This window comes from Ruegeria haliotis (assembly GCF_013377785.1).
Lineage (GTDB): Bacteria > Pseudomonadota > Alphaproteobacteria > Rhodobacterales > Rhodobacteraceae > Ruegeria > Ruegeria haliotis.
The window spans coordinates 623,287-642,369 of the sequence record NZ_JABXWT010000002.1 but is presented as its reverse complement, the minus strand read 5'-3'; the positions used below and the strand labels follow the sequence as shown (position 1 = coordinate 642,369).

Genomic DNA, 19,083 nt, shown 5'->3' with positions numbered 1-19,083 from the left:
TTACTCGGCCGCTTGGGCAACACCGACAAGGATGTCGCGGATCGCGGCCTCGTTGATGTCATCATGTTCGGCAATGACTACCAGACGTGAGCGGCGATCTTCATCCGCTTTCCAAGGGCGGTCGTACTGGTGGCGTACGCGGGCGCCAACGGCCTGCACCAATAGGCGCATGGGTTTACCGGATACGGCAGCATAACCTTTGACGCGCAGGATGTTCAGTTCATTCGCCAGACGTTCAATATTGGCGACCAAAGCAGCGGGATCACTCTGTTCCGGCAGCTCGACAATGATGCTTTCGAAATCGTCATGCTCATGATCGTCATGCCCGTCGTGGTGCGAGGGTCGGGCATCCATATCGTCCTCGGCCGCAGCCTCAAGCCCGAGTATGACGCGAACGTCCACGGCTCCTTCGGCAACCTCGACCACAGGCAGCGGGCGAGGGGCCTCGGCTGCGATGATTTCTTTGGCTTTGGCCACGCCTTCTGCGCCCGCAAGATCCGGCTTGGTCAGAAGAATAATGTCGGCGCATGAGATCTGATCCTCGAACACTTCGGACAAAGGCGTTTCATGGTCAATCGAGTCGTCCGCCAAGCGCTGGGCATCGACCGCCGCGACATTCGGGGCAAACCGACCCGCTGCGACGGCCTCGGCATCGGCAAGGGCAATCACGCCATCGACGGTGATCTTGGACCGGATATCGGGCCAGTCGAACGCCTTGAGCAGCGGCTTGGGCAGGGCCAGACCCGAGGTTTCGATCAGGATGTGATCGGGGCGCGGTTCCAGCGCCATCAGGGCCTCGATGGTCGGGATGAAATCATCGGCCACGGTGCAGCAAATACAACCATTGGCCAACTCCATGATGTTCTCTGCCGGGCAATCCGGGATAGCGCAGGATTTCAGGATATCGCCATCGACCCCCACATCGCCAAATTCGTTGACAACAACGGCCAACCGCTTGCCCTGCGGGTTCTGCATCAGGTGGCGCACCAGCGTGGTTTTACCCGAGCCCAGAAAGCCGGTGATCACAGTGACGGGAAGTTTTTCGAGGTTCGGCATATCAGGCTCCAATCGGGGGAATGCGGGCCGCACAGTTTTTGCGGAAATGTTCGGGGCGGTCGCGCCATTTCACCAGGCCGTCTTCGGCGGCGAGGTATTTGGTGGCGCCATCCACGATGATTTCAACATCGTCGGCTTCGTTCAGGTTCTCATAGACAAAGGTCCAGCGGGTCGGCCCGCCGCGCAATACGATCGAGCATCCCTGATCGCAGTTCGACAAGCATTCGACGGGTTTCAGGTCGACACCTTGGGGCAGGTCGGCCTCGGTCAGCGCCTTATGCAGCAACGCGCCTGGGCGCTGGGCGTCGTCTTCGACAGGCAAGCCACGGCGGCAAGTTGTGCAGACCAGTAATTCGACTGGTTTGGTCTCGGTCACGTCTCTCATCCCCCTTATCGGTTCATTGGGGGACGGGGTTTCATGCGGGCCACGCTGTTCGCCATGGTCCCGACACCGGAACACCCCGTCCGGTCTGGTCTTCGGGTGTTGGCAGGTCTCCCGGCTTGCGGATGTCAGAGCTGTAGCTCTGCCGGATGTCCCGCCTTCCCGGCCTTTCGGCCAGTGGCATTGGGCACCCTCTCCGGTCACGGTCGCGGGGGCGGCTGCGTTTGGCGAACAACTCGTTGACGCATTCCCTTTTCATCTGCTGTCGCAGACACCAACGAAAGGGACATGCGGCACGGGCAGGCGGCTTGTCAAGCGAGTCGCGCGTACTGGATGGTCTATGAGGTGAAAAGCGACCTGCCAGCGTCGCTGGGCGGCATAACGCGTGATGTTCAGCCATGTTGGCATAGTGGGGAAATGCGTGCAGAGGGAAATGCGTCATGTAAGTTGGCTTTGTCGGTCTTGGGAATGTCGGCGGAAAGCTCTCGGGTTCATTGCTGCGTAACGGGATTGATCTGACGGTTCATGACCTGAGCCCGGAACTCGTTGACGCGTGCGTGGACAAAGGGGCAAAGGCGGTCGAAGGACCGGCGCAGTTGATGCAGGATTGCGATGCGGTCATCACCTGTCTGCCGTCACCCGCAGCGTCGGACGCGGTCATGCAAGAGATGTTGCCCGAGGTCGGGCCGGGGAAAATCTGGATGGAGATGTCCACTACGGACGAAGCTGAGGCCAAACGCCTTGGTGAACTGGTCCTTGAACGTGGCGGGGCCGCCGTGGATTGCCCGGTCTCTGGCGGGTGTCACCGTGCCGCGACAGGCAATATCTCGATCTTTGCGGGCTGTGATCGCGAGACGTTCGAGCGCACCTGCCGTTTTTGACCACGATGGGGCGCCGGGTTCTGCATACTGGCGAACTGGGTTCGGCCTCGGTGCTGAAAGTGATGACCAACTATCTGGCCACCGCCAACCTGATCACATGTGCCGAAGCGTTGGTTATAGCAAAGGCCGCCGGAATGGACCTGAACACGACTCATGAGGCGATCAAAATTTCATCGGGTACGTCTTTTGTGCATGAAACCGAAAGCCAGGTGATCCTGAACGGTTCACGCGATATCTCGTTCACCATGGATCTCGTGAAAAAGGACATCGGCTTATTTCAAAAGGTCGCAGACCGCGCTGGCGTGCCGTTGGAAATGAAACCGGTGATGATCAAGATCTTCGACGATGCCATCGCCCGGTATGGGGATCGTGAATTGTCGCCAAACATCATCAGACGGTTGAAAGACGCCACCGGGCTGGACATTCGCGCGCCGGGTTTTCCGGATGAAATGCTGGATGACGAGCCTGAAGAGCCCGGCTATGATGTGGTCCCACAAGGGCGCAACACTGGGTGATACACGTTTCTCTGGAAAACCTTTTGCACAAAACCTGCACAATAGAATCCTGAGGCTTGCACGGCTTATCGCCGCCAAATGCACATGGCCCGCGCATAGTCCCTTCAACGGCACCAAAGTGCTTGGAGGGACAGATGAGCGGACAACTTGTAATCAATGGCGTGCCGGATAGCATTCGGCACGACGGATGGTGGTTGGCGTGCAGTGATGCGCAGGCAGGCCATAGTTTTGAAGCCTCAGGGCCTTCGAATCCGTCAAGGCCGGACATTCGTCACAGAGCTGTCCTTCCGGTGTTGTTGCTTTTGGTCTGGCTGGCGGATTGGTTGTTTTGGGATCACGGCCCGGGGATTTCCATTGCCTTGTTTGTCCTGACGCTGTCGGCCTGCGTGCTGGCCGTGAAGCCCAAGGGCGCAACGCGCCGTGAATGGGGGATAGCGCTGGGCGTTCAGGTCATCTGCAACCTGCCGATTGTCGAGCAGGTTCAGGCGTTGTCTCTTTTGTTTACTGTCGGCGGGATCACCATGCTCGTTGTATGGGTGGGGTACGATCGTATGGTTGAATGGTGGCAAGCCATTTGGGCCCTGATCCACCTGTCTTCGGTCGGGGTCGTCTTGCTGCCCGTCACGGTCGTGAAGGAAACACGAACCTTTCAGGCCAGCCCCGACCTGAAACAACACGCCAGGTCCATGATCCTGCCCCTGACTGTCGGGCTTGTCTTCCTGTTCCTTCTGGCCGCAGCCAACCCGATATTGGAGCGGTTTCTGGCACAGTTCTCCGAACTGGATTTTCTTACAGCCGAGCATCTGCAGCGTGTTGTCTTTTGGTTCGGTATGGCCTGCTTGATTTGGCCATATCTGAACTTGAGCGGCGGCGTTCTGGGCCCTCTGGCCAAGGCCCCCAGTTTTCGGTCTGGGCATGTGCCATGGTTGGCAGCCTTGGTAACCTCCGAATCACTGCGGAACTCGCTACTTTTGTTCAATCTTTTGTTCTTCGTACAAACGGTTTTGGATATCGGAGTGCTGACCGGTGGGATGTCACTGCCCGAAGGGATGACCTACGCGCGCTATGCCCATCGTGGGGCCTATCCATTGGTTGCAACAGCACTTTTGGCGGGCCTGTTTGCTATCGCAACCCACAGAATGATCGATCAAAGCCGGTTTTTGCGAAACCTCATGCTTGTGTGGCTGGCGCAGAACATGTTTCTGGTGATTACGGCCGTGATCCGGCTGAGCCTTTATGTCGAGGCCTATACACTGACTTATCTGCGCGTCGCGGCCTTTATCTGGATGGGGCTGGTGTTTGTCGGGCTGATCCTGATCATCGTTCAGATTATCCGGACCAAGAGCATCGCCTGGTTGGTTCGATCAAACCTTGCGGCCTTGGCGGTTACGCTTTTTCTGTGCTGCTTTGTCAACTTTGCCTTTGTAGTTGCAGATTTCAATTTCAGAAAATCTTACGATCTCAGCAATCTGGATACCGGGTATATCTGTGGCCTCGGCGAACAAGCATTGCCCGTTATTGACGCCTACGAGGCGAAAACGGGGCACCCGATGTGTCTTGGTGACGGCTGGTACATGCCCGTAAAACCCGTTTTCCAACCCCTTGAAAACTGGCGCGAATGGGGCTTTCGCAGATGGCGGCTTCAGGTCTATCTTGATGGGGGAGCACAGGAGTAAGACGTTTATGGCCGGTCATATTCTCATCGTAGACGACGACCCTCATATCCGCGAAGTGATCGGGTTTGCGGCCGAGAAATCCGGTTTCACCACGACATTTGTCGAGGATGGATTGGCTGCAGTGTCCGCGGTGCGCGTGGACAAACCTGATCTGGTGGTTCTGGATATCGGTCTGCCGGAAATGGATGGGCTGGAAGTGTGTCGGGAAATCCGCAAGACCTCGGACCTGCCAATCTTGTTTCTGACCGCGCGGGATGACGAGATTGATCGGATCGTCGGACTTGAGATCGGCGGTGACGACTATGTGACCAAACCGTTTTCGCCCCGAGAGTTGGTCGCGCGCATCAAGGCTATCTTGAAGAGAACGCAACCGGTTGCCATACGGTCAGATCGACGCTTTTGCCGCGGGGATCTCGAGATTGATCTGAACCGGCATGCGTGCGTGCTGGCGGGGGAAACCATTGCCCTGACTGCATCCGAGTTTTCGTTGCTGGAAACGCTGATGGAACGTCCAGAGAATGTGATTTCGCGCCAGCGTCTGATTGATGCTGTGTACGGCGCAAACATTCACGTCTCGGATCGCACAATTGACAGCCATATCCGAAATATCAGAAATAAACTGACCCAGGCAGGGTGCCACGACAGTATCGTAACGGTTCATGGTGTCGGGCTGAGGATGGGTGCGTGCCGGTCGGTGTAGTCCGCAAATGGCGTCCCCGGCTGGGGACTGTGCTGTTACTGGTTCTGGGGTTGGTTTTGTGCCTGCCAATTGCCGGGCTGTTTCTATTCAGATTCTACGCCAATCAACTGGTGCAGCAGACGGAAGAAAGCTTGCTGACCCAAGCCTCGGTACTGGCTGCGGTGTACGCAGAGGCTTATGCCTCAGAAACCGGCCTTGATGCCGTTGGTTTGACCGATCCGCAAGGTTTCACACCCGTCTTCCCGTCATTGTCTCTGGGGTCAGAAACCATTTTTCCTCCGCGTCCTGATGCAACTCCGATGGCCACATTGCCTTCGCCCGTCTATCGCGTAATCGGGCCCGAGCTTTCGCGCATCGTAAACGCGTCGCAAAGGAACACATTGGCCGGATATCGACTGCTTGACCCGCACGGCAATGTCATTGGCGGGAGTGCCGAACTTGGCTTATCTCTGAACCATGTTGACGAGGTCGCCCGTGCGCTGGGCGGAGAAACGGTCTCGGTCACGCGCGTGCGCGTCCGGAACACTCCGGAACCGGCAGTCTATTCTGTTAGTCAGGGAACGAGAGTCCGGGTTTTTGTCGCGATGCCGGTCGTTGTGGATGGTGACGTGGTCGGTGCGGTATACCTCAGCCGCACACCAAATCACATTTTTCGATTTCTCTACGGAGAGCGTTTCAATCTCGCCAAGGCGGCATTGTTTGTCATCGTCTCAACCGCTCTGATTGGTTTTGTCTTCTGGCGTTTTGTGACCCGTCCGATCCAGTCTTTGATCCAGCGAACCCAAACTGCCGGATCGGTCGGGGCCCGCTGGGAGGCGCCCGGCCAATTCGGGACAAAGGAAATTGAGAATCTCAGCAACAGTTTTCAAATCCTGACAGAGCGCCTGCATGATCAACAGGACGCGCTGAAAACCTACACAGCGCATGTGACGCATGAGCTGAAATCGCCTCTGACGGCTGTCAAAGGGGCTGCCGAGTTGCTGCGCGACGAAGATATGACGACAGCGCAACGAGATCGTTTTCTTGACAATATCGAACGCGATACAGCACGGATGGAGGACCTTCTGGCCAGCATGCGCGCATTCAGTCTTGCCGAGCAAAACGCCGAAGAAGGGTCGACCACACTGAGACAGGTCGGACGCGAAATACGGTCGAGGTTTCCAGCTCTGACGGTGTCGACTTGCAATGAGAATGTTGCTCTGCCGCTGCACCCTCATGCCCTGAAGATCATCTTGACGCATATGCTGGAAAATGCGCAGCAAAACGGGGCTGGCGACGTTTCGCTGACCGCATCGAAAGATGCCATGGGCCAACAGCTGGTTATTCAGGATGACGGTCGGGGCATAAGTGCGGGGAATCGCGATAAGGTTCTAATGCCCTTTTTCACCACGCGCCGTGATCAGGGAGGGACGGGTATGGGCCTGAACATTGTAAAGTCGGTTGTCGAAGCGTCTGGAGGCCAACTCACCCTTCATTCGCTCACGTCTGGTGCTCAATTTACTATCCGTTTCAACGCTAGAGCCTTGAGTGAATGAAAAGCTTGCAAATGATCTGTGGATTGAGGTGTGCAACGCGTGTCGAAGCTGCGATTGGTGGCTGGGAATTGTTGATCAGACCGCTCTACGTTCACCAAGGGATGTTCTGGCAGGCGCGATCTGTCTACCTGACGCAGTAAGCAACATTTTTACGGATGCTAGAATCGAAGTGAAACGAATATTTTGCCATCAGGCCAACGGAAACTATCGACCGAAAAATTCCAGCGATTCTAACTGATTGAAAAGCAGTGGAGGCGAGTACCGGAATCGAACCGGTGTACACGGATTTGCAATCCGCTGCGTCACCACTCCGCCAACTCGCCTTTTCAAGTAAAATCAAATACTTGCCGTGGTGTGACCGGCGTTTTAGCAGCTTTCGTCAGGGGCGTCCAGTGGATTGAATGGAATTTTGGCAGCCTGATTGCGAATTGTCAGATGTCTGGTGACCACAAACTTGCCGACAGGCGTAGGTTGCGGCATCTGGGCCGTTGCCGGTCGATGCGGGATATGGCACAAGCCAGACATCCAAGGGAATAAGACGAGAGATCCAATGACAGATTTCGCAGCCCGGCGCCGCACAATGGTCGATACGCAAATTCGGCCCTCCGATGTCACGAAATTCCCAATTATTGATGCCATGCTGACAGTCCCGCGCGAGAGTTTTGTCCCTGACGCACAGCGAGAGGCTGCTTATGTCGAAGGGGTGATCGAACTCGGAAACGACCGCTGCATCCTGGAGCCGCGGACGCTGGCCAAGATGCTGGATGCGCTGAATATCTCGAATGATGAGATGGTTCTCGATATCGCTCCGGCGTTGGGCTATTCGACGGCAGTTGCCGCGCGAATGGCGCAGTTGGTGGTCGGCGTGGAAGAGAACGAAACGCTCGCATCCGAGGCGCAAATCCTGCTTACCGAAGCAGAAGCAGACAATGCGATCGTGCATGTCGGTCCGCTGGATCAAGGTGCGGTTGAGCATGGTCCTTATGATGTGATCATGATTCAGGGCGGGGTCGAGCAGGTACCTGACGGTCTGCTGGACCAGCTCAAGGATCACGGCCGGATCGCCTGCCTGTTCGTCGAGGGCGAGTTGGGAACCGTCCGGATCGGGCGCAAATCCGCTGGACGAGTCAACTGGCGTGACGCTTTCAATGCCAGTGCTCCGGTTTTAGAGAGTTTTTCCATTGAGTGTGCATTTTCGCTATAGTCAGGCGATAGATTATTCTGTCGCCTTGATTAGTTGAAAACAAAGACGCAAACTGCCTGCAGGGTTGCGTAATTTTGATTTGAGAGGATTTGGTTATGCGTGGTATGGCAGCAGATAAGGTGGTCAAGGCGTTTGCAGTGACGGCTGGAATTGCCCTCAGCGTTATGCCTGGGCGTGCGGTGTGGGCTGATAATCTGACCGATGCCTTCATCGGTGCATACAACACGAGTGGCCTGTTGGAACAGAACCGGGCCCTTTTGCGTGCAGCCGATGAAGATGTTGCGATTGCCCTCGCGGCGCTGCGGCCGATCATCAACTGGTCGGTGAACATCAACCAAGAGTACACGAAAACCCGGTCGGGATCGGTTGTCACGACCACGAATCCGGCCCGTTTTTTTTCTGGACTGACGCTGACTCAGCTTTTGTATGATGGTGGTGCGTCGGTTCTGGGCAAGCAATCCGCTCAAGAAACAGTTCTGGCGACGCGGCAATCGCTGATCGACATCGAACAGCAAGTCCTCTTTCGTGCAACGACGGCCTATCTGGGCGTGTTGCTGCAAGAAGAGACAGTGCAAATCCGACAGAACAACGTTGATTTGTCGAGCGAGGAACTGCGCGCATCGAACGATCGGTTCGAAGTGGGCGAGGTTACGCGAACTGACGTTGCCCTTTCCGAAGCTCAATTGGCCAGTTCGCGTGCGGATTTGGCCGACGCCCGAGGCGACCTGAGTACTGCTCAGGCCGAGTATTTGAACGCCGTCGGAAAGTTGCCGGGTCGTACGGCTGGTCAGCCCAGCCTACCAAACCTGCCGCGGTCGCAGTCCGATGCGATCGGTCTGGCCCAGCGAAACCACCCGGCTATCCTGTCTGCACAGCATCAGGTGCGGGCCTTTGATCTTATCGTTCGGCAACAGCGGGCCGGTCTGGGCCCGAATGTCAGCCTAGGCGCAAACGCGGGCGTCAGAGAAAACTTTGACGACGATGACTATCAAAACGATGCCGGTTTATCATTGAATTTCAATCAGCCGATTTATGCTGGTGGCCGATTGGCTGCCACTGTGCGTCGCGCAATGGCCACCCGGGATTCTTCCCGCGCGAATCTGTTGAATGTGCAAAAGGATATTACGCAGGGCGTAACGGATGCATATGTTCGTTTTGAAACTGCAACGGCCAGCCTGACCGCGTCGACCGAGCGGGTCCGCGCCTCGCAAGTGGCCTTTGACGGAATTCGCGAAGAGGCTACACTGGGTGCGCGAACCACGCTGGATGTCTTGAACGCCCAGCAGGATCTGCTGGATGCGCAGTTGAGCGAGGTTCTGTCCCGGACAGAGCGGTCGCTGGCGGCCTATCAGGTGTTGCAGGCGCAGGGGCTACTGACGGCAGAACGTCTTGGGCTTGCGGTGCAGATTTATGACCCGACGCTGTATTATAATCTGGTGAAAAAAGCGCCGGCACAGATCAGCAAACAGAGCAAGGATCTGGATCGCGTTCTCAAAGCATTGCGGCGTGACTGACGACCAATACTACCTGTTGTGAGGTCCGGATTGTTTGGCTACACTCAATTCTGAGGAAAGAGCGGTAGAAAACAATGACAGACAGTGTCGTAAAAGCCGGTATCGAGGATGTTCTATCCTCGGTAAAACGTCTGGTAAGCGAAGAAGGTCGTAAAGTTCCGGTTTCGGATCAAAAGACTACAGCGCGCAAACCAGGGCGGCTGGTTTTGACGGATGCCTTGCGTATCAGCAAACCCGCTAAGGCTAAGATTGATTCCAAGCCTCTGAAACTGGAGCCGGAATACAGCGCCGAAGATTCGGCCAAACCAATGCTGTTGCGCACCTGTGATATCGTACGTGCGGGAAATGCGGCAAACAAGGACGAGGTGGGGCAGAACTCGGTTGCCGGGACTGCTGCGACATCGACTGATGAGTCGAATGCCCCCGGTGATCTGGCTGGCAGCTTGAGTGCCAAGATTGAAGCGCTGGAAGCTGCAATTGCACGGACTGAAGATCAATGGGAACCGGATGGCGACAGCGACGATGCCTATTCCGGAACGCCGACACAGGCATTGCCCTGGAATGCGGTGAAGGGATTTGCTGAGACTAATCTTGTGGATCAGGTCGAAGTGGAAGAGTCCGAGCCTCAGGGCGAAAATGACGAGGCACCGCAATCTACGGCCACCTTTGTTCGAAGTCCCGAGGTCCTCGCATCGCCGGTAGTGGAACCGGAAACCATTGAACCGGAGGGGCCGCAATCCGTCACGATGGAGGAAGAGGCGCTGCGTGCCATGATCGCGGATGTGGTCCGACAAGAGCTACAAGGCGTCCTGGGCGAACGGATCACACGAAACGTTCGAAAGATGGTGCGTCGTGAAATCTACCGCGCATTGGCCGCAGAAAAGTTGGAATAGGTTCAGCCACGCTGAGGGGGCAGTGCCAACGTCAGCAGCAGGTCCAGATTCATGTGTTGTTCGAGATGATCGGCCAGATCGTCTAATGTCTGTTCCACCCCATCTTCATATGCCGTATCGGATGTAACACCCAGTTTTGCAAGATAGCTGGCCCGGAAGTCATCCGAGGAGAAGATGCCGTGCAGGTAACTACCGAGAATACGTCCATTTGGGCTGGCGGCTCCTTCGGGGCGACCTTCGATCTCTAACCAGGCGCGGCTGCAATCCGGCCCTTCGGTCTGGCCCATATGGATTTCGTAGCCGCTGACCAGTTCTCCGTTTGGTAGTGCGTGCGCTTTCGTCAATGTCACCTGTTTCTGACCTGCCATAACGGTGTCAACATCCAGAAGGCCCAGTCCTTCGACCGTACCCGGACGCCCATCGACCCCATCAGGATCCGAGATCGTCTTGCCCAGCATTTGGAAGCCGCCGCACAGGCCCAGAACGTGACCGCCCCGGCGCACATGTGCGTACAGATCGATGTCCCATCCCTGCGCCCTGAAGTAGTTCAGGTCGCCTATGGTGGATTTGCTGCCGGGCAATAAAACAAGATCAGCGTCACCGGGCAGGGGGCGACCTGCGGGGATGATTTCGACACTGACACCGGGTTCCGCCGACAACGGATCCAAATCGTCGAAATTGGCCATCCTCTCCAGCTGAGGAACCACGACCTTGCACGCCCCCCCGGTATGGGACCGGATGTCCATCATATCCTCGGCAGGCAGTTTCCACGCGTTGTGAAACCATGGCACCACGCCCAAACAGGGCCATCCGGTGCGGGTGGCGATGTCATCGCGGCCGTCGTCAAACAGGGATACATCGCCCTTGAAACGGTTGACGGCAAATCCGCGGATCATCGCCAGATCACCTGCGTCCAACACCGCCTGCGTACCAACGATTTGCGCGATCACGCCGCCCCGGTGAATATCACCCACCAGCACAACCGGTACCCCGGCTGCACAGGCGAAGCCCATGTTGGCGATGTCGCCCTTGCGCAGGTTTGTCTCGGCAGGGCTGCCTGCGCCTTCGATCAAAACCAGATCTGCATCGCTGCACAGGCGATCAAAGCTTTCCATAGCAGCGCCCAGAAGTTTGGATTTATCCTTGCGATAGTCACCAGCCTGCATTGTGCCCGCGCGCTGGCCCTGTACGATGATCTGAGCCCCCGTATCGGTTTCAGGCTTGAGCAGGATTGGGTTCATGTCAGTGTGGGGCTCGCGCTGGGCTGCCCGCGCCTGCAACGCCTGCGCCCGCCCGATTTCACCACCGTTTTCAGTAACTGCGGCGTTGTTCGACATGTTCTGAGGCTTGAAAGGGGCAACCTTCAACCCGCGTCGAGTGTAGGCGCGTGCCAACCCGGCCACCAGAACCGATTTTCCGACATTGCTGCCGGTGCCCTGAATCATGATGGCGCGAACCATGGCTTGTCTCCTATACGTTGACGCGCAGATGACCTGATTTGAAGCCAAAGGGAAAGCCCCGGATGAACACGCCCGCGCATCTTTTGATCGGCGCCGCGGTCTTTGCCCGCCCAGCCACAGGACGCACCCTATGGGCGGCACTGCTGGGATCGTTGCTGCCAGACCTGTCGCTATACGCCATGGCCGGCGTTTCGTTGTTTATCTTGGGTATCCCCGAGCAGGTTGTCTTCGGGCAGCTATACTATTCGCCCGCATGGCAAACGGTGTTTGCCATCGACAATTCTTTTGTTCTTTGGGGGCTGGCACTGCTGGTTGCGCTTTTACTGAAATGGCGCGTTTTGGCGATCGGAGCAGCGGCTGGGGTATTGCATCTTACGATGGATTTCCTGCTGCATGCTGGCGACGGTCGCCCCCAATTCTGGCCCTTTAGTTCGTGGGTCTTCCACAGCCAGATCAGCTATTGGGACAGCGCGCACCATGCACTCTGGGTTGCCCCTGTTCCCGGTGTCGCCTGTCTGGCGGCCTACGCTGTTCTGTGGCATCGCGGCATGTCAGTTTGGGCCAAACTGTTTTTTGCGGTGATGCTGGCAGCCGAGGTTTGGGTCGCCCGTCAATGGCTGCTGTTCTTTTGACGCGGCGATGCGCAAAAGAAAAACGCGCTCCGGATACAGGAGCGCGCTTTTTCCATCAGAAGTCGCCGTAGATCAGGCGGCTTCAGCTTGCTGAGCGGCATTACGACGCTCGCTTTCTTCACGCGACAGGGCGACCGAGGTCCGCACACCGCGTCCAACGAACTCCATCAGTCCGCCAACAACCCGTTCGTTCGGGTCAATACCCGCGCAGGACAGCACTTCGCGACCATCGCGCGAGCGCGCCCAACGGGCGATTTGTTCCGGGCCATTGCCATACTTCTTATCGTCGGCGATGGCGTCATCCAGTGCAGCCAGTACGACGGCTGCGAAAAGTTTCCGAGCACGATTGCCTTGTTCGTTGTTAAAGGCAGTGCCGTCAACGAAATCTCTCATCTCGTCTTCCTTGTTTTTCTTGCTCTTGCAATTTTCGGCGTGACGGTCCTTATGACCGATTAAGTGCGATTCGGATACACCTAATATGCATAGTTGCGTTGCGTCATGTGCATGGCTTGCTGCAGCTGCAGCACAAGGTGTCGTTGTCTTGCCAGGATTGCTCCCGCCAGATATAGGGGCCGCAACTGACGCATCAACCGTTTGTGAAGGATTTAAGTCATGCCCAAGATAAATGGGAACGAAATTCGCCCCGGCAATGTGCTTGAGCATAACGGCGGGCTGTGGGCGGCGGTCAAAATTGATCATGTGAAGCCAGGCAAGGGCGGGGCCTTTGCCCAGGTCGAGCTGCGCAACCTGCGCAACGGCTCAAAACTGAATGAGCGTTTCCGGTCTGCCGACAAGGTCGAGCGTGTACGACTGGAGCAGAAAGACCAACAGTTTCTGTACGAATCTGATGGAATGTTGGTGTTCATGGACACCGAGACCTATGAGCAGATTGAACTGCCTGCGGAGTTGCTGGGCGAACGGCGTCCGTTCCTGCAGGATGGTATGACCATTGTTGTCGAATTCCATGAGAGCGAGGCGCTAAACGCATCGCTGCCGCAGAAAGTGACCTGCAAGATCGTCGAAACCGAGCCGGTGGTCAAAGGTCAGACTGCGGCCAACTCGTTCAAGCCAGCCGTTCTGGACAACGGCATCAAGGTTATGGTGCCGCCGTTCGTTGGGCAGGATGAGATGATCATCGTGAACACTGAGACCATGGATTACTCCGAGCGCGCGTGACACCTCCGTCACTGTGCGAACGGCGTACTGGAATTGGACCGTGACAGCCCGTGCTGCGCGGTCTTTTTCGTTATCTGCGGGAGGTGCGGCGATAGCGGGACGGGTCTGGGCCAAACAGCTCTAACATCAGTTCAAATTTGATCCGGTTGGCGCTGACCTGACGGTAAAAGGCAATCAGGAACGCCGTGGGCCCTTGAATCCGGGCCAGCCCGCTTGTGGCGGCAACGACTGTACCCACATCGGTCTTGCCATTCAGTACCAACCAGCCGCCCAGCATCAGGATGCCCACTGTTCCTGCGCCGTTGATAACGCTCAGCAAAAACTTGGCAGAGAGTTTCCAGATGAACATCCGGCGTCGGGTCTCGTAGATCTCATCGAACTGCGCTTCGATATCTCGTGTGGCAGCTTCGATGTCTTCAATGGTCAGGCCATCGGTGGCGCTGCGCAGAATGCGAACACGTTCGGCGACAAAAACGTTCACTTTGCGTTGCGAAACCAGAACAATGACGATCTGAGGCACGATCATTGAAAATGCGATCAGCCCAAGCCCCGGTTGCGTGGTCGAGATATAACCGATCACGCTGATCAGAGTACCGATCTGCACCACCGGGTCGGAAAAAGCGCCACCCGCGAATTTACCCAGCTCTTCCGCCTCGGCGGAAATGGCGGTTGTCATGGTGCCTTTGCGGATGACCTCTCCGGTCTCTTTGATGTCGGCGGACCGCAACAGCAATCGCTGGCGGATCAGCCGGATCATATCTTCGCCCAATGTTCCCGAGCGATATCCCAGAACCCATTTCAGCGCCAAACTCAGAAGGATCACCGCCAACATGCCGGCGCCCAGCAAGATCAGACGTTCCGTTCCGACATCATCCGAGGTCAGATGATTGATGATGTCACGCTGAAACTCAAGCGGGACGGCGGCAAGTCCTGCGACCGCAAGCGAAAACAGTATGAGAATGATTTGTCGCCCGGCACTGGCGCGCCAGATAGCGGAATATAGTCGTAACATGCAGGTATCCGGGTGATTTCACCACCCGCAGTGTGACAGCGGTGGTGGTCAGGTTCAAACTTTCGGATACCAGCCGATGGATTACCCGTGCCTGATTGGCAACAGGAGCGGTCTAGTCGGCCAAACGGACCTTGGCATCTTCAGCCTGCATTTCGCCCCCGGCGCGATCAAATCGCAGATATGCAATTGCTTGACCGCCCGATTGCGTGAACAGCGTCCCGGCAGGTTTGCCATTGGATAAGACCGTTGTACCCACGGGCGCACTGCCATCAATCAGAACCCGCCGCAGGCCTTTGCGCAAGTCCGTTTTGTGCTTCATGCGGGCTGTTACTTCCTGTCCGACATAGCAGCCCTTTTTGAAATCCACGCCGTTCAGGATTTCGAACCCGGATTCCAGAATATAACTGTCCGGAGTCAGTTCGATGCCGGTCTCGGGAATGCAATGGCGCACCCGGATCGCATCCCAATCCGAACCGTCATCACTTTCGGGCGCCAGAGTGTAGTGGCGCCAACCCATATCAGGATGGCGTGGGTCGGGCAGGGCGCCCTCTGGGGCTGCCCCCGTGCCGCGCTGCAGGTTAAGATCGGCGATTTCGATCCCAACATCCGCGCGCAGCTTGTACATGTTCAGCCGTTTGATCAGCCCCTCTGACAGATCTTCAGCGACATCCAGCAACACCGCGCCCGCCTCTCGTTTCAGAAAGAAATCCGCCAGATACTTACCTTGCGGCGTCAACAGCGCAGCATAAACCAACCCGTCATCTAACCCGCGAATGTCGTTGGTGATCAGATCCTGCAAGAAACTATCGGTGTCCGAGCCGGTCAGGCGCAGAATGCGGCGGGTGGGCATGGCTTGGTCCTCGTCATTTCCTTGGGCTCCGTGATATAGGAACTCTCGCATCCAACACCAGAGGTTATCAGACGTGCCCGCGCCCATCAGCATCGTGATACCGACTCTGAACGCGGCAGAATCTCTGCCTGCGTGTCTGCAAGCGCTGATGGAGGGGGTACACGCCGGGCTGATCCGTGAACTGGTGATCAGTGATGGCGGATCGACCGACAAGACGCTTGAGATTGCCGAGGAAGCTGGGGCTGAGGTGGTTCAGGGCATCCCCTCTCGTGGGGGACAATTGCGTCGGGGGTGCGCACAGGCCAATGGAGATTGGCTTTTGGTGTTGCACGCCGACACTGTGCTCGACCCGGGGTGGAGTGAAACCGTGGCTGACCATCTTCGAACCGGCAAGCCAGCCGTGTTTCGTCTGGCGTTTCGTGCCACGGGGTTTGCGCCACGTTGGGTTGCGGGCTGGGCCAATCTGCGCAGCCGGTTGTTTGGGCTGCCCTACGGCGATCAGGGATTGCTGGTTATGCGTCAGACCTATTCGACTGTCGGCGGATACAAGGATCAACCGCTGATGGAGGACGTCGCCCTGGTGCGGGTGCTTCCCCGTGTGACGCTGCTGGACGTGCGCGCGTTCACGAGTGCGGAACGCTATGAACGGTCGGGGTGGATTCGGCGGGGTGGGCGGAACCTGTGGACTCTGCTTCGGTATTTTCTTGGGGCAGATCCTGCGAAGCTGGCACAGGTTTACCGGCGATAAGGCTATAGCGCAGCTCGACGATGGACTTCCCGAGCCGGAAGGGCGCAGCAAAACTCACCAGACACAGGGCAACGATCTGCAGTACCAGAATGTGAGAGTTGTCCTGCAGGTATTCCCACTCGTCCTTCAGCTTGGAGACCTGGTCGATCAGATCATCGTAACTCTGGGCCAGGATCAGGTAATCCCCGGCAATTGCGGGAACCTTGCGGCGCATGTTGTCGATAGCGACCTGCGTCGCCTCATCCAATGAAGTAAAGACCAGAAACTGATCGATATTGAAGGCATCGGCTTTGGCTGCCATGCCCCGCATCTCATCCATGTTATCCTTGTCTTGTCGCCCGAACAGGAAATGCAGCCCCTGCAACGGAGCCACCTCATTCGTGACCGCAATGAACAAAGGCAGATCGGCGTTGCTGGCGGTTGAGGCTGACAGGAACTCGACTTTGTCGCACAGAACGGCTGTGTCCGGGTCATACGCCGGATCGCAGAATCGCAGCCGGAACCGCGCGGCGTCCCGGTCAAAGGCCAATGTCGCCGCATAGGCCACGTCGATCTGCCGGTCCAACCGCGAACTGTCAGAGGTGTAAAGCCCTGCCAGCACCGCCACCAAGGCACCGATGCCACCTAGGACGACCCAGACCAGATCGGCCAGTTTCCACGCCCGGTGCCCGGCCGGTTTGCGGAACAGGAAACCTGTACCGATAGCGCCGATCACAAAGAACAGGATCAGCAAAGGCAGTTGGTTTTCAGTCACAAAGCTCATGAGCCTGAGTTTAAGATGTCCGATCCGCCACGCAACAGCGATCACGCGCAGTTGTACCGTCTTTCAGGATGCCACATTTGGGTTGCGCGGGCGGGGGCATTGATGATCAGGGCAATTGTTGGGGCTCACGGGGCCTTTGCCAGGCCGTGTTGCAGGCATCAGTTTGATTATGGGTGCAGAATCCGCGTTGTGATCACCCTCACAGTATGTAAATGGAGCACTCGGCCCTTCTCGGGCCTGTTTTTTGCGCGAAAGGTTCAAGCGTGACCCTATTTGTCATCGGCATTATTCTGACGGCAGCGCTGTTGCATGCAGTGTGGAACGCAATTGTCAAAACGGCGGCGGATCGGACAACCATGCTGGGCTTGGTGGCGCTGGGCCACGTCATTCCTGCGTCGGTCATGGTGCTGCTGCTGCCACTGCCCACCGCTGAAAGCTTTCAATACATTCTGCTCTCGACCGTCGTGCATTTCGGCTATTATTTCATGCTGGGCAAGGCGTATCAGCACGGCGACCTGAGCGTGGTTTACCCTATCGCTCGCGGCATTGTTCCTGCCTTGGTGTCGCTCTGGGCGATGCTGCTGGTGGGTGAAGTTCTGCCGTGGCAGGCTTGGGGCGGGATCGCACTGATCGCGCTGGGCATTCAGCTTAGCAGTTGGAGAGCGCTTCGCTCCGGCGTCGGGCGCAGTGCGTTGGGGTTCGCTCTGGGCACCGGGTTCTGCATATCGATTTACTCGGTGGTGGACGGGATCGGTGTGCGGCTGTCGGGCAATACGCTCAGCTACTGGGCGTGGGGGGCGTTTTTGCACCTGTTCATCGCCGGTTTCATTGGCATTCGTAAGCGCGCCGTTCTGACCGAGTTGCCCGCCAAAGTGTGGATGATCGGCATTTTGGGAGGGCTGGTGTCGATGACGGCCTATGGACTGGTGCTCTATGCCAAGAACTTCGCACCGCTCGGGGCGGTTTCGGCGCTGCGGGAAACCTCCGTTATCTTTGCGGCGCTGATCGGCTTCATATTCCTGCACGAGGGCAACTGGATTCGACGCCTAGGCGCGGCGGCTTTGATGGCGGTTGGCGTTGCGCTGATCGGGATGGCCGTGTGACGTCGGGCAGGGGGGGATGGGTTAGAAACCCATCCTATTTGCTGACCTGAAACGTGCTTTGAGGCTTCCAGTGCATGGGGCCAGCTTCGCTTTGGACGCAGCGCATCAGCCGTTCCTCACGCGTGCTGATCGTCGGTGTCACGGTGTTGTCCCCGGTCACCACGATGAAGGAATCCATGGAATAGGCCATGCCTTGGTAATAACAAAGCCGCATCTCGGCGCCGTCTGGGATCGGGGATGCAAGGCTGAGCGTCTGCTGCGCCGCGCCTTGTGAGGCCAGCAGGGCAAAGGCCAGCCCGAGGGTTAGTGTTTTCATGTCGTCCTCCCGTTCGAAATATCTGTTGTCGTTCAAATTGGGTCTTGGACGCTCAGGGCCTCAAATGTCGTTCTTGGTTGACGAATAGGGTAAGTGTGATGGAGATCAGCGGGTTAAGCAATGGGGATGTTGTGAAAGACGGGCAAAGGCGCAGCTTTGGGCACATGGGAATGTGCCCCTTTTTGCTGGATGGGTATGGACACCCGCCCGATATTTACTGGGCGAAATTATCCGCGTTCCAGCGAATGCTGCCTTTGTATTTGGGATCCGGATACGCGGCCTGCAACTGAGAGGTAAACTGCTGTTTGGTGATCTCGCCGTTGTACAAGCTATAGCTCAGGTCGATGAACTGGTCGGTCTGGGCGTCGGTATCAATCGGCAACCGCACATAGTTCGGGTTTGCCGCGATCTCTCGGTTGCCCTGATCCAGAACGTTGAGATAGCCCGCGTCCTCATACGCCGGGTGCGGCGCAGCACAGGCGGCCAGCGCGGTCGTCAGGGCCAAAGCAGCCACGATCAGAGGTTTGCGGGTAAATTTGAAACTCATATTTACAGTCCTTGTAAGCCGTTGATCCGGCAACAATGCCTGCCGGATATCTGTGCCTGCTGTTAGGCCGCAGAAATGCCGATTTCAAGGCTGACCTGATGTTGCCGCTTTCACGATCAC

18 protein-coding genes, 1 tRNA gene, 2 pseudogenes and 1 riboswitch are annotated in these 19,083 nt (G+C 57.0%); of the genes and pseudogenes, 11 read left to right on the top strand and 10 right to left on the bottom strand.

Annotated features, from left to right (window positions below; translation table 11 throughout):
- Both cobW and HW561_RS08235 read right to left on the bottom strand, forming a co-directional pair.
- Entirely contained in the window at positions 1-1,056 is a 1,056-nt protein-coding gene (gene cobW, locus HW561_RS08240) for a cobalamin biosynthesis protein CobW (protein WP_176863506.1), read from the bottom strand.
- Between the two features lies 1 nt (position 1,057).
- Positions 1,058-1,441: a DUF1636 family protein gene (locus HW561_RS08235; protein WP_176863504.1), complete on the bottom strand. Its 384-nt coding sequence runs from the start codon at positions 1,439-1,441 to the stop codon at positions 1,058-1,060.
- Between the two features lie 84 nt (positions 1,442-1,525).
- Positions 1,526-1,732, bottom strand: a riboswitch (cobalamin riboswitch).
- Between the two features lie 200 nt (positions 1,733-1,932).
- On the opposite strand from HW561_RS08235, the pseudogene HW561_RS08230 reads away from it, so the two are divergent.
- From HW561_RS08230 to HW561_RS08215, 4 genes and pseudogenes are all read left to right on the top strand, one after another.
- Positions 1,933-2,834, top strand: a pseudogene (locus tag HW561_RS08230) (NAD(P)-dependent oxidoreductase).
- A gap of 134 nt (positions 2,835-2,968) precedes the next feature.
- The gene (locus tag HW561_RS08225; protein ID WP_176863502.1) at positions 2,969-4,510 is read left to right on the top strand and encodes a DUF4153 domain-containing protein; all 1,542 of its coding nucleotides are present in this window, start codon (positions 2,969-2,971) and stop codon (positions 4,508-4,510) included.
- 7 nt (positions 4,511-4,517) lie between these two features.
- Positions 4,518-5,210, top strand: coding sequence for a response regulator transcription factor (locus tag HW561_RS08220; RefSeq protein WP_176863500.1), 693 nt, complete (start codon positions 4,518-4,520; stop codon positions 5,208-5,210).
- On the top strand, positions 5,195-6,745 hold the full coding sequence (locus tag HW561_RS08215; protein WP_328803265.1) for a sensor histidine kinase: 1,551 nt from the start codon (positions 5,195-5,197) through the stop codon (positions 6,743-6,745). The genes HW561_RS08220 and HW561_RS08215 overlap by 16 nt, the downstream gene beginning before the upstream one ends.
- Before the next feature lie 249 nt (positions 6,746-6,994).
- Here HW561_RS08215 and HW561_RS08210 read toward each other — a convergent pair.
- Positions 6,995-7,068, bottom strand: a tRNA-Cys gene (locus tag HW561_RS08210).
- 227 nt (positions 7,069-7,295) lie between these two features.
- On the opposite strand from HW561_RS08210, the gene HW561_RS08205 reads away from it, so the two are divergent.
- The 3 genes from HW561_RS08205 (at position 7,296) to HW561_RS08195 (ending at position 10,356) form a co-directional block, all read left to right on the top strand.
- Positions 7,296-7,949, top strand: coding sequence for a protein-L-isoaspartate O-methyltransferase family protein (locus HW561_RS08205; RefSeq protein WP_176863498.1), 654 nt, complete (start codon positions 7,296-7,298; stop codon positions 7,947-7,949).
- Between the two features lie 95 nt (positions 7,950-8,044).
- Positions 8,045-9,463 (top strand): TolC family outer membrane protein, encoded by a 1,419-nt coding sequence (locus tag HW561_RS08200; RefSeq protein ID WP_176863496.1) that lies wholly within the window; start codon positions 8,045-8,047, stop codon positions 9,461-9,463.
- A gap of 74 nt (positions 9,464-9,537) precedes the next feature.
- Positions 9,538-10,356: a hypothetical protein gene (locus tag HW561_RS08195; RefSeq protein ID WP_176863494.1), complete on the top strand. Its 819-nt coding sequence runs from the start codon at positions 9,538-9,540 to the stop codon at positions 10,354-10,356.
- A 2-nt stretch (positions 10,357-10,358) separates the two neighbouring features.
- Here HW561_RS08195 and HW561_RS08190 read toward each other — a convergent pair whose 3' ends face one another.
- A complete protein-coding gene (locus tag HW561_RS08190; protein WP_176863492.1) occupies positions 10,359-11,816 on the bottom strand; it encodes a cobyric acid synthase in 1,458 nt (485 codons plus the stop codon).
- 62 nt (positions 11,817-11,878) lie between these two features.
- On the opposite strand from HW561_RS08190, the gene HW561_RS08185 reads away from it, so the two are divergent.
- Positions 11,879-12,448 (top strand): cobalamin biosynthesis protein CobQ, encoded by a 570-nt coding sequence (locus HW561_RS08185; protein ID WP_176863490.1) that lies wholly within the window; start codon positions 11,879-11,881, stop codon positions 12,446-12,448.
- A gap of 72 nt (positions 12,449-12,520) precedes the next feature.
- Here HW561_RS08185 and HW561_RS08180 read toward each other — a convergent pair whose 3' ends face one another.
- Complete coding sequence (locus HW561_RS08180) at positions 12,521-12,841, bottom strand: DUF6280 family protein (RefSeq protein WP_008757056.1); 321 nt, start codon at positions 12,839-12,841, stop codon at positions 12,521-12,523.
- Between the two features lie 219 nt (positions 12,842-13,060).
- Between HW561_RS08180 and efp the strand changes: the two genes are divergently transcribed.
- A complete protein-coding gene (gene efp / locus HW561_RS08175; protein WP_176863488.1) occupies positions 13,061-13,624 on the top strand; it encodes an elongation factor P in 564 nt (187 codons plus the stop codon).
- A 70-nt stretch (positions 13,625-13,694) separates the two neighbouring features.
- On the opposite strand, the gene HW561_RS08170 is transcribed toward efp, so the two are convergent.
- Positions 13,695-14,636 (bottom strand): ABC transporter transmembrane domain-containing protein, encoded by a 942-nt coding sequence (locus HW561_RS08170; RefSeq protein WP_176863486.1) that lies wholly within the window; start codon positions 14,634-14,636, stop codon positions 13,695-13,697.
- A gap of 112 nt (positions 14,637-14,748) precedes the next feature.
- A complete protein-coding gene (gene ygfZ / locus HW561_RS08165) occupies positions 14,749-15,486 on the bottom strand; it encodes a CAF17-like 4Fe-4S cluster assembly/insertion protein YgfZ (RefSeq protein WP_176863484.1) in 738 nt (245 codons plus the stop codon).
- Between the two features lie 73 nt (positions 15,487-15,559).
- Here ygfZ and HW561_RS08160 point away from each other — a divergent pair, with 73 nt between their 5' ends.
- Positions 15,560-16,234: a TIGR04283 family arsenosugar biosynthesis glycosyltransferase gene (locus HW561_RS08160; RefSeq protein ID WP_176863482.1), complete on the top strand. Its 675-nt coding sequence runs from the start codon at positions 15,560-15,562 to the stop codon at positions 16,232-16,234.
- A gap of 7 nt (positions 16,235-16,241) precedes the next feature.
- On the opposite strand, the pseudogene HW561_RS24265 reads toward HW561_RS08160, so the two are convergent.
- Positions 16,242-16,997, bottom strand: a pseudogene (locus tag HW561_RS24265) (hypothetical protein); the annotation flags it as partial.
- 263 nt (positions 16,998-17,260) lie between these two features.
- Here HW561_RS24265 and HW561_RS08150 point away from each other — a divergent pair.
- Positions 17,261-18,100 carry an EamA family transporter gene (locus HW561_RS08150; protein ID WP_176863480.1) on the top strand — a complete coding sequence of 280 codons (840 nt, stop codon included), beginning with the start codon at positions 17,261-17,263 and terminating at the stop codon, positions 18,098-18,100.
- 34 nt (positions 18,101-18,134) lie between these two features.
- On the opposite strand, the gene HW561_RS08145 is transcribed toward HW561_RS08150, so the two are convergent.
- Positions 18,135-18,416, bottom strand: a complete 282-nt coding sequence (locus HW561_RS08145; RefSeq protein ID WP_176863478.1) for a hypothetical protein — start codon at positions 18,414-18,416, stop codon at positions 18,135-18,137.
- Positions 18,417-18,630: 214 nt separating this feature from the next.
- Positions 18,631-18,963 (bottom strand): hypothetical protein, encoded by a 333-nt coding sequence (locus tag HW561_RS08140; protein ID WP_176863476.1) that lies wholly within the window; start codon positions 18,961-18,963, stop codon positions 18,631-18,633.
- Between the last annotated feature and the right edge of the window lie 120 nt (positions 18,964-19,083).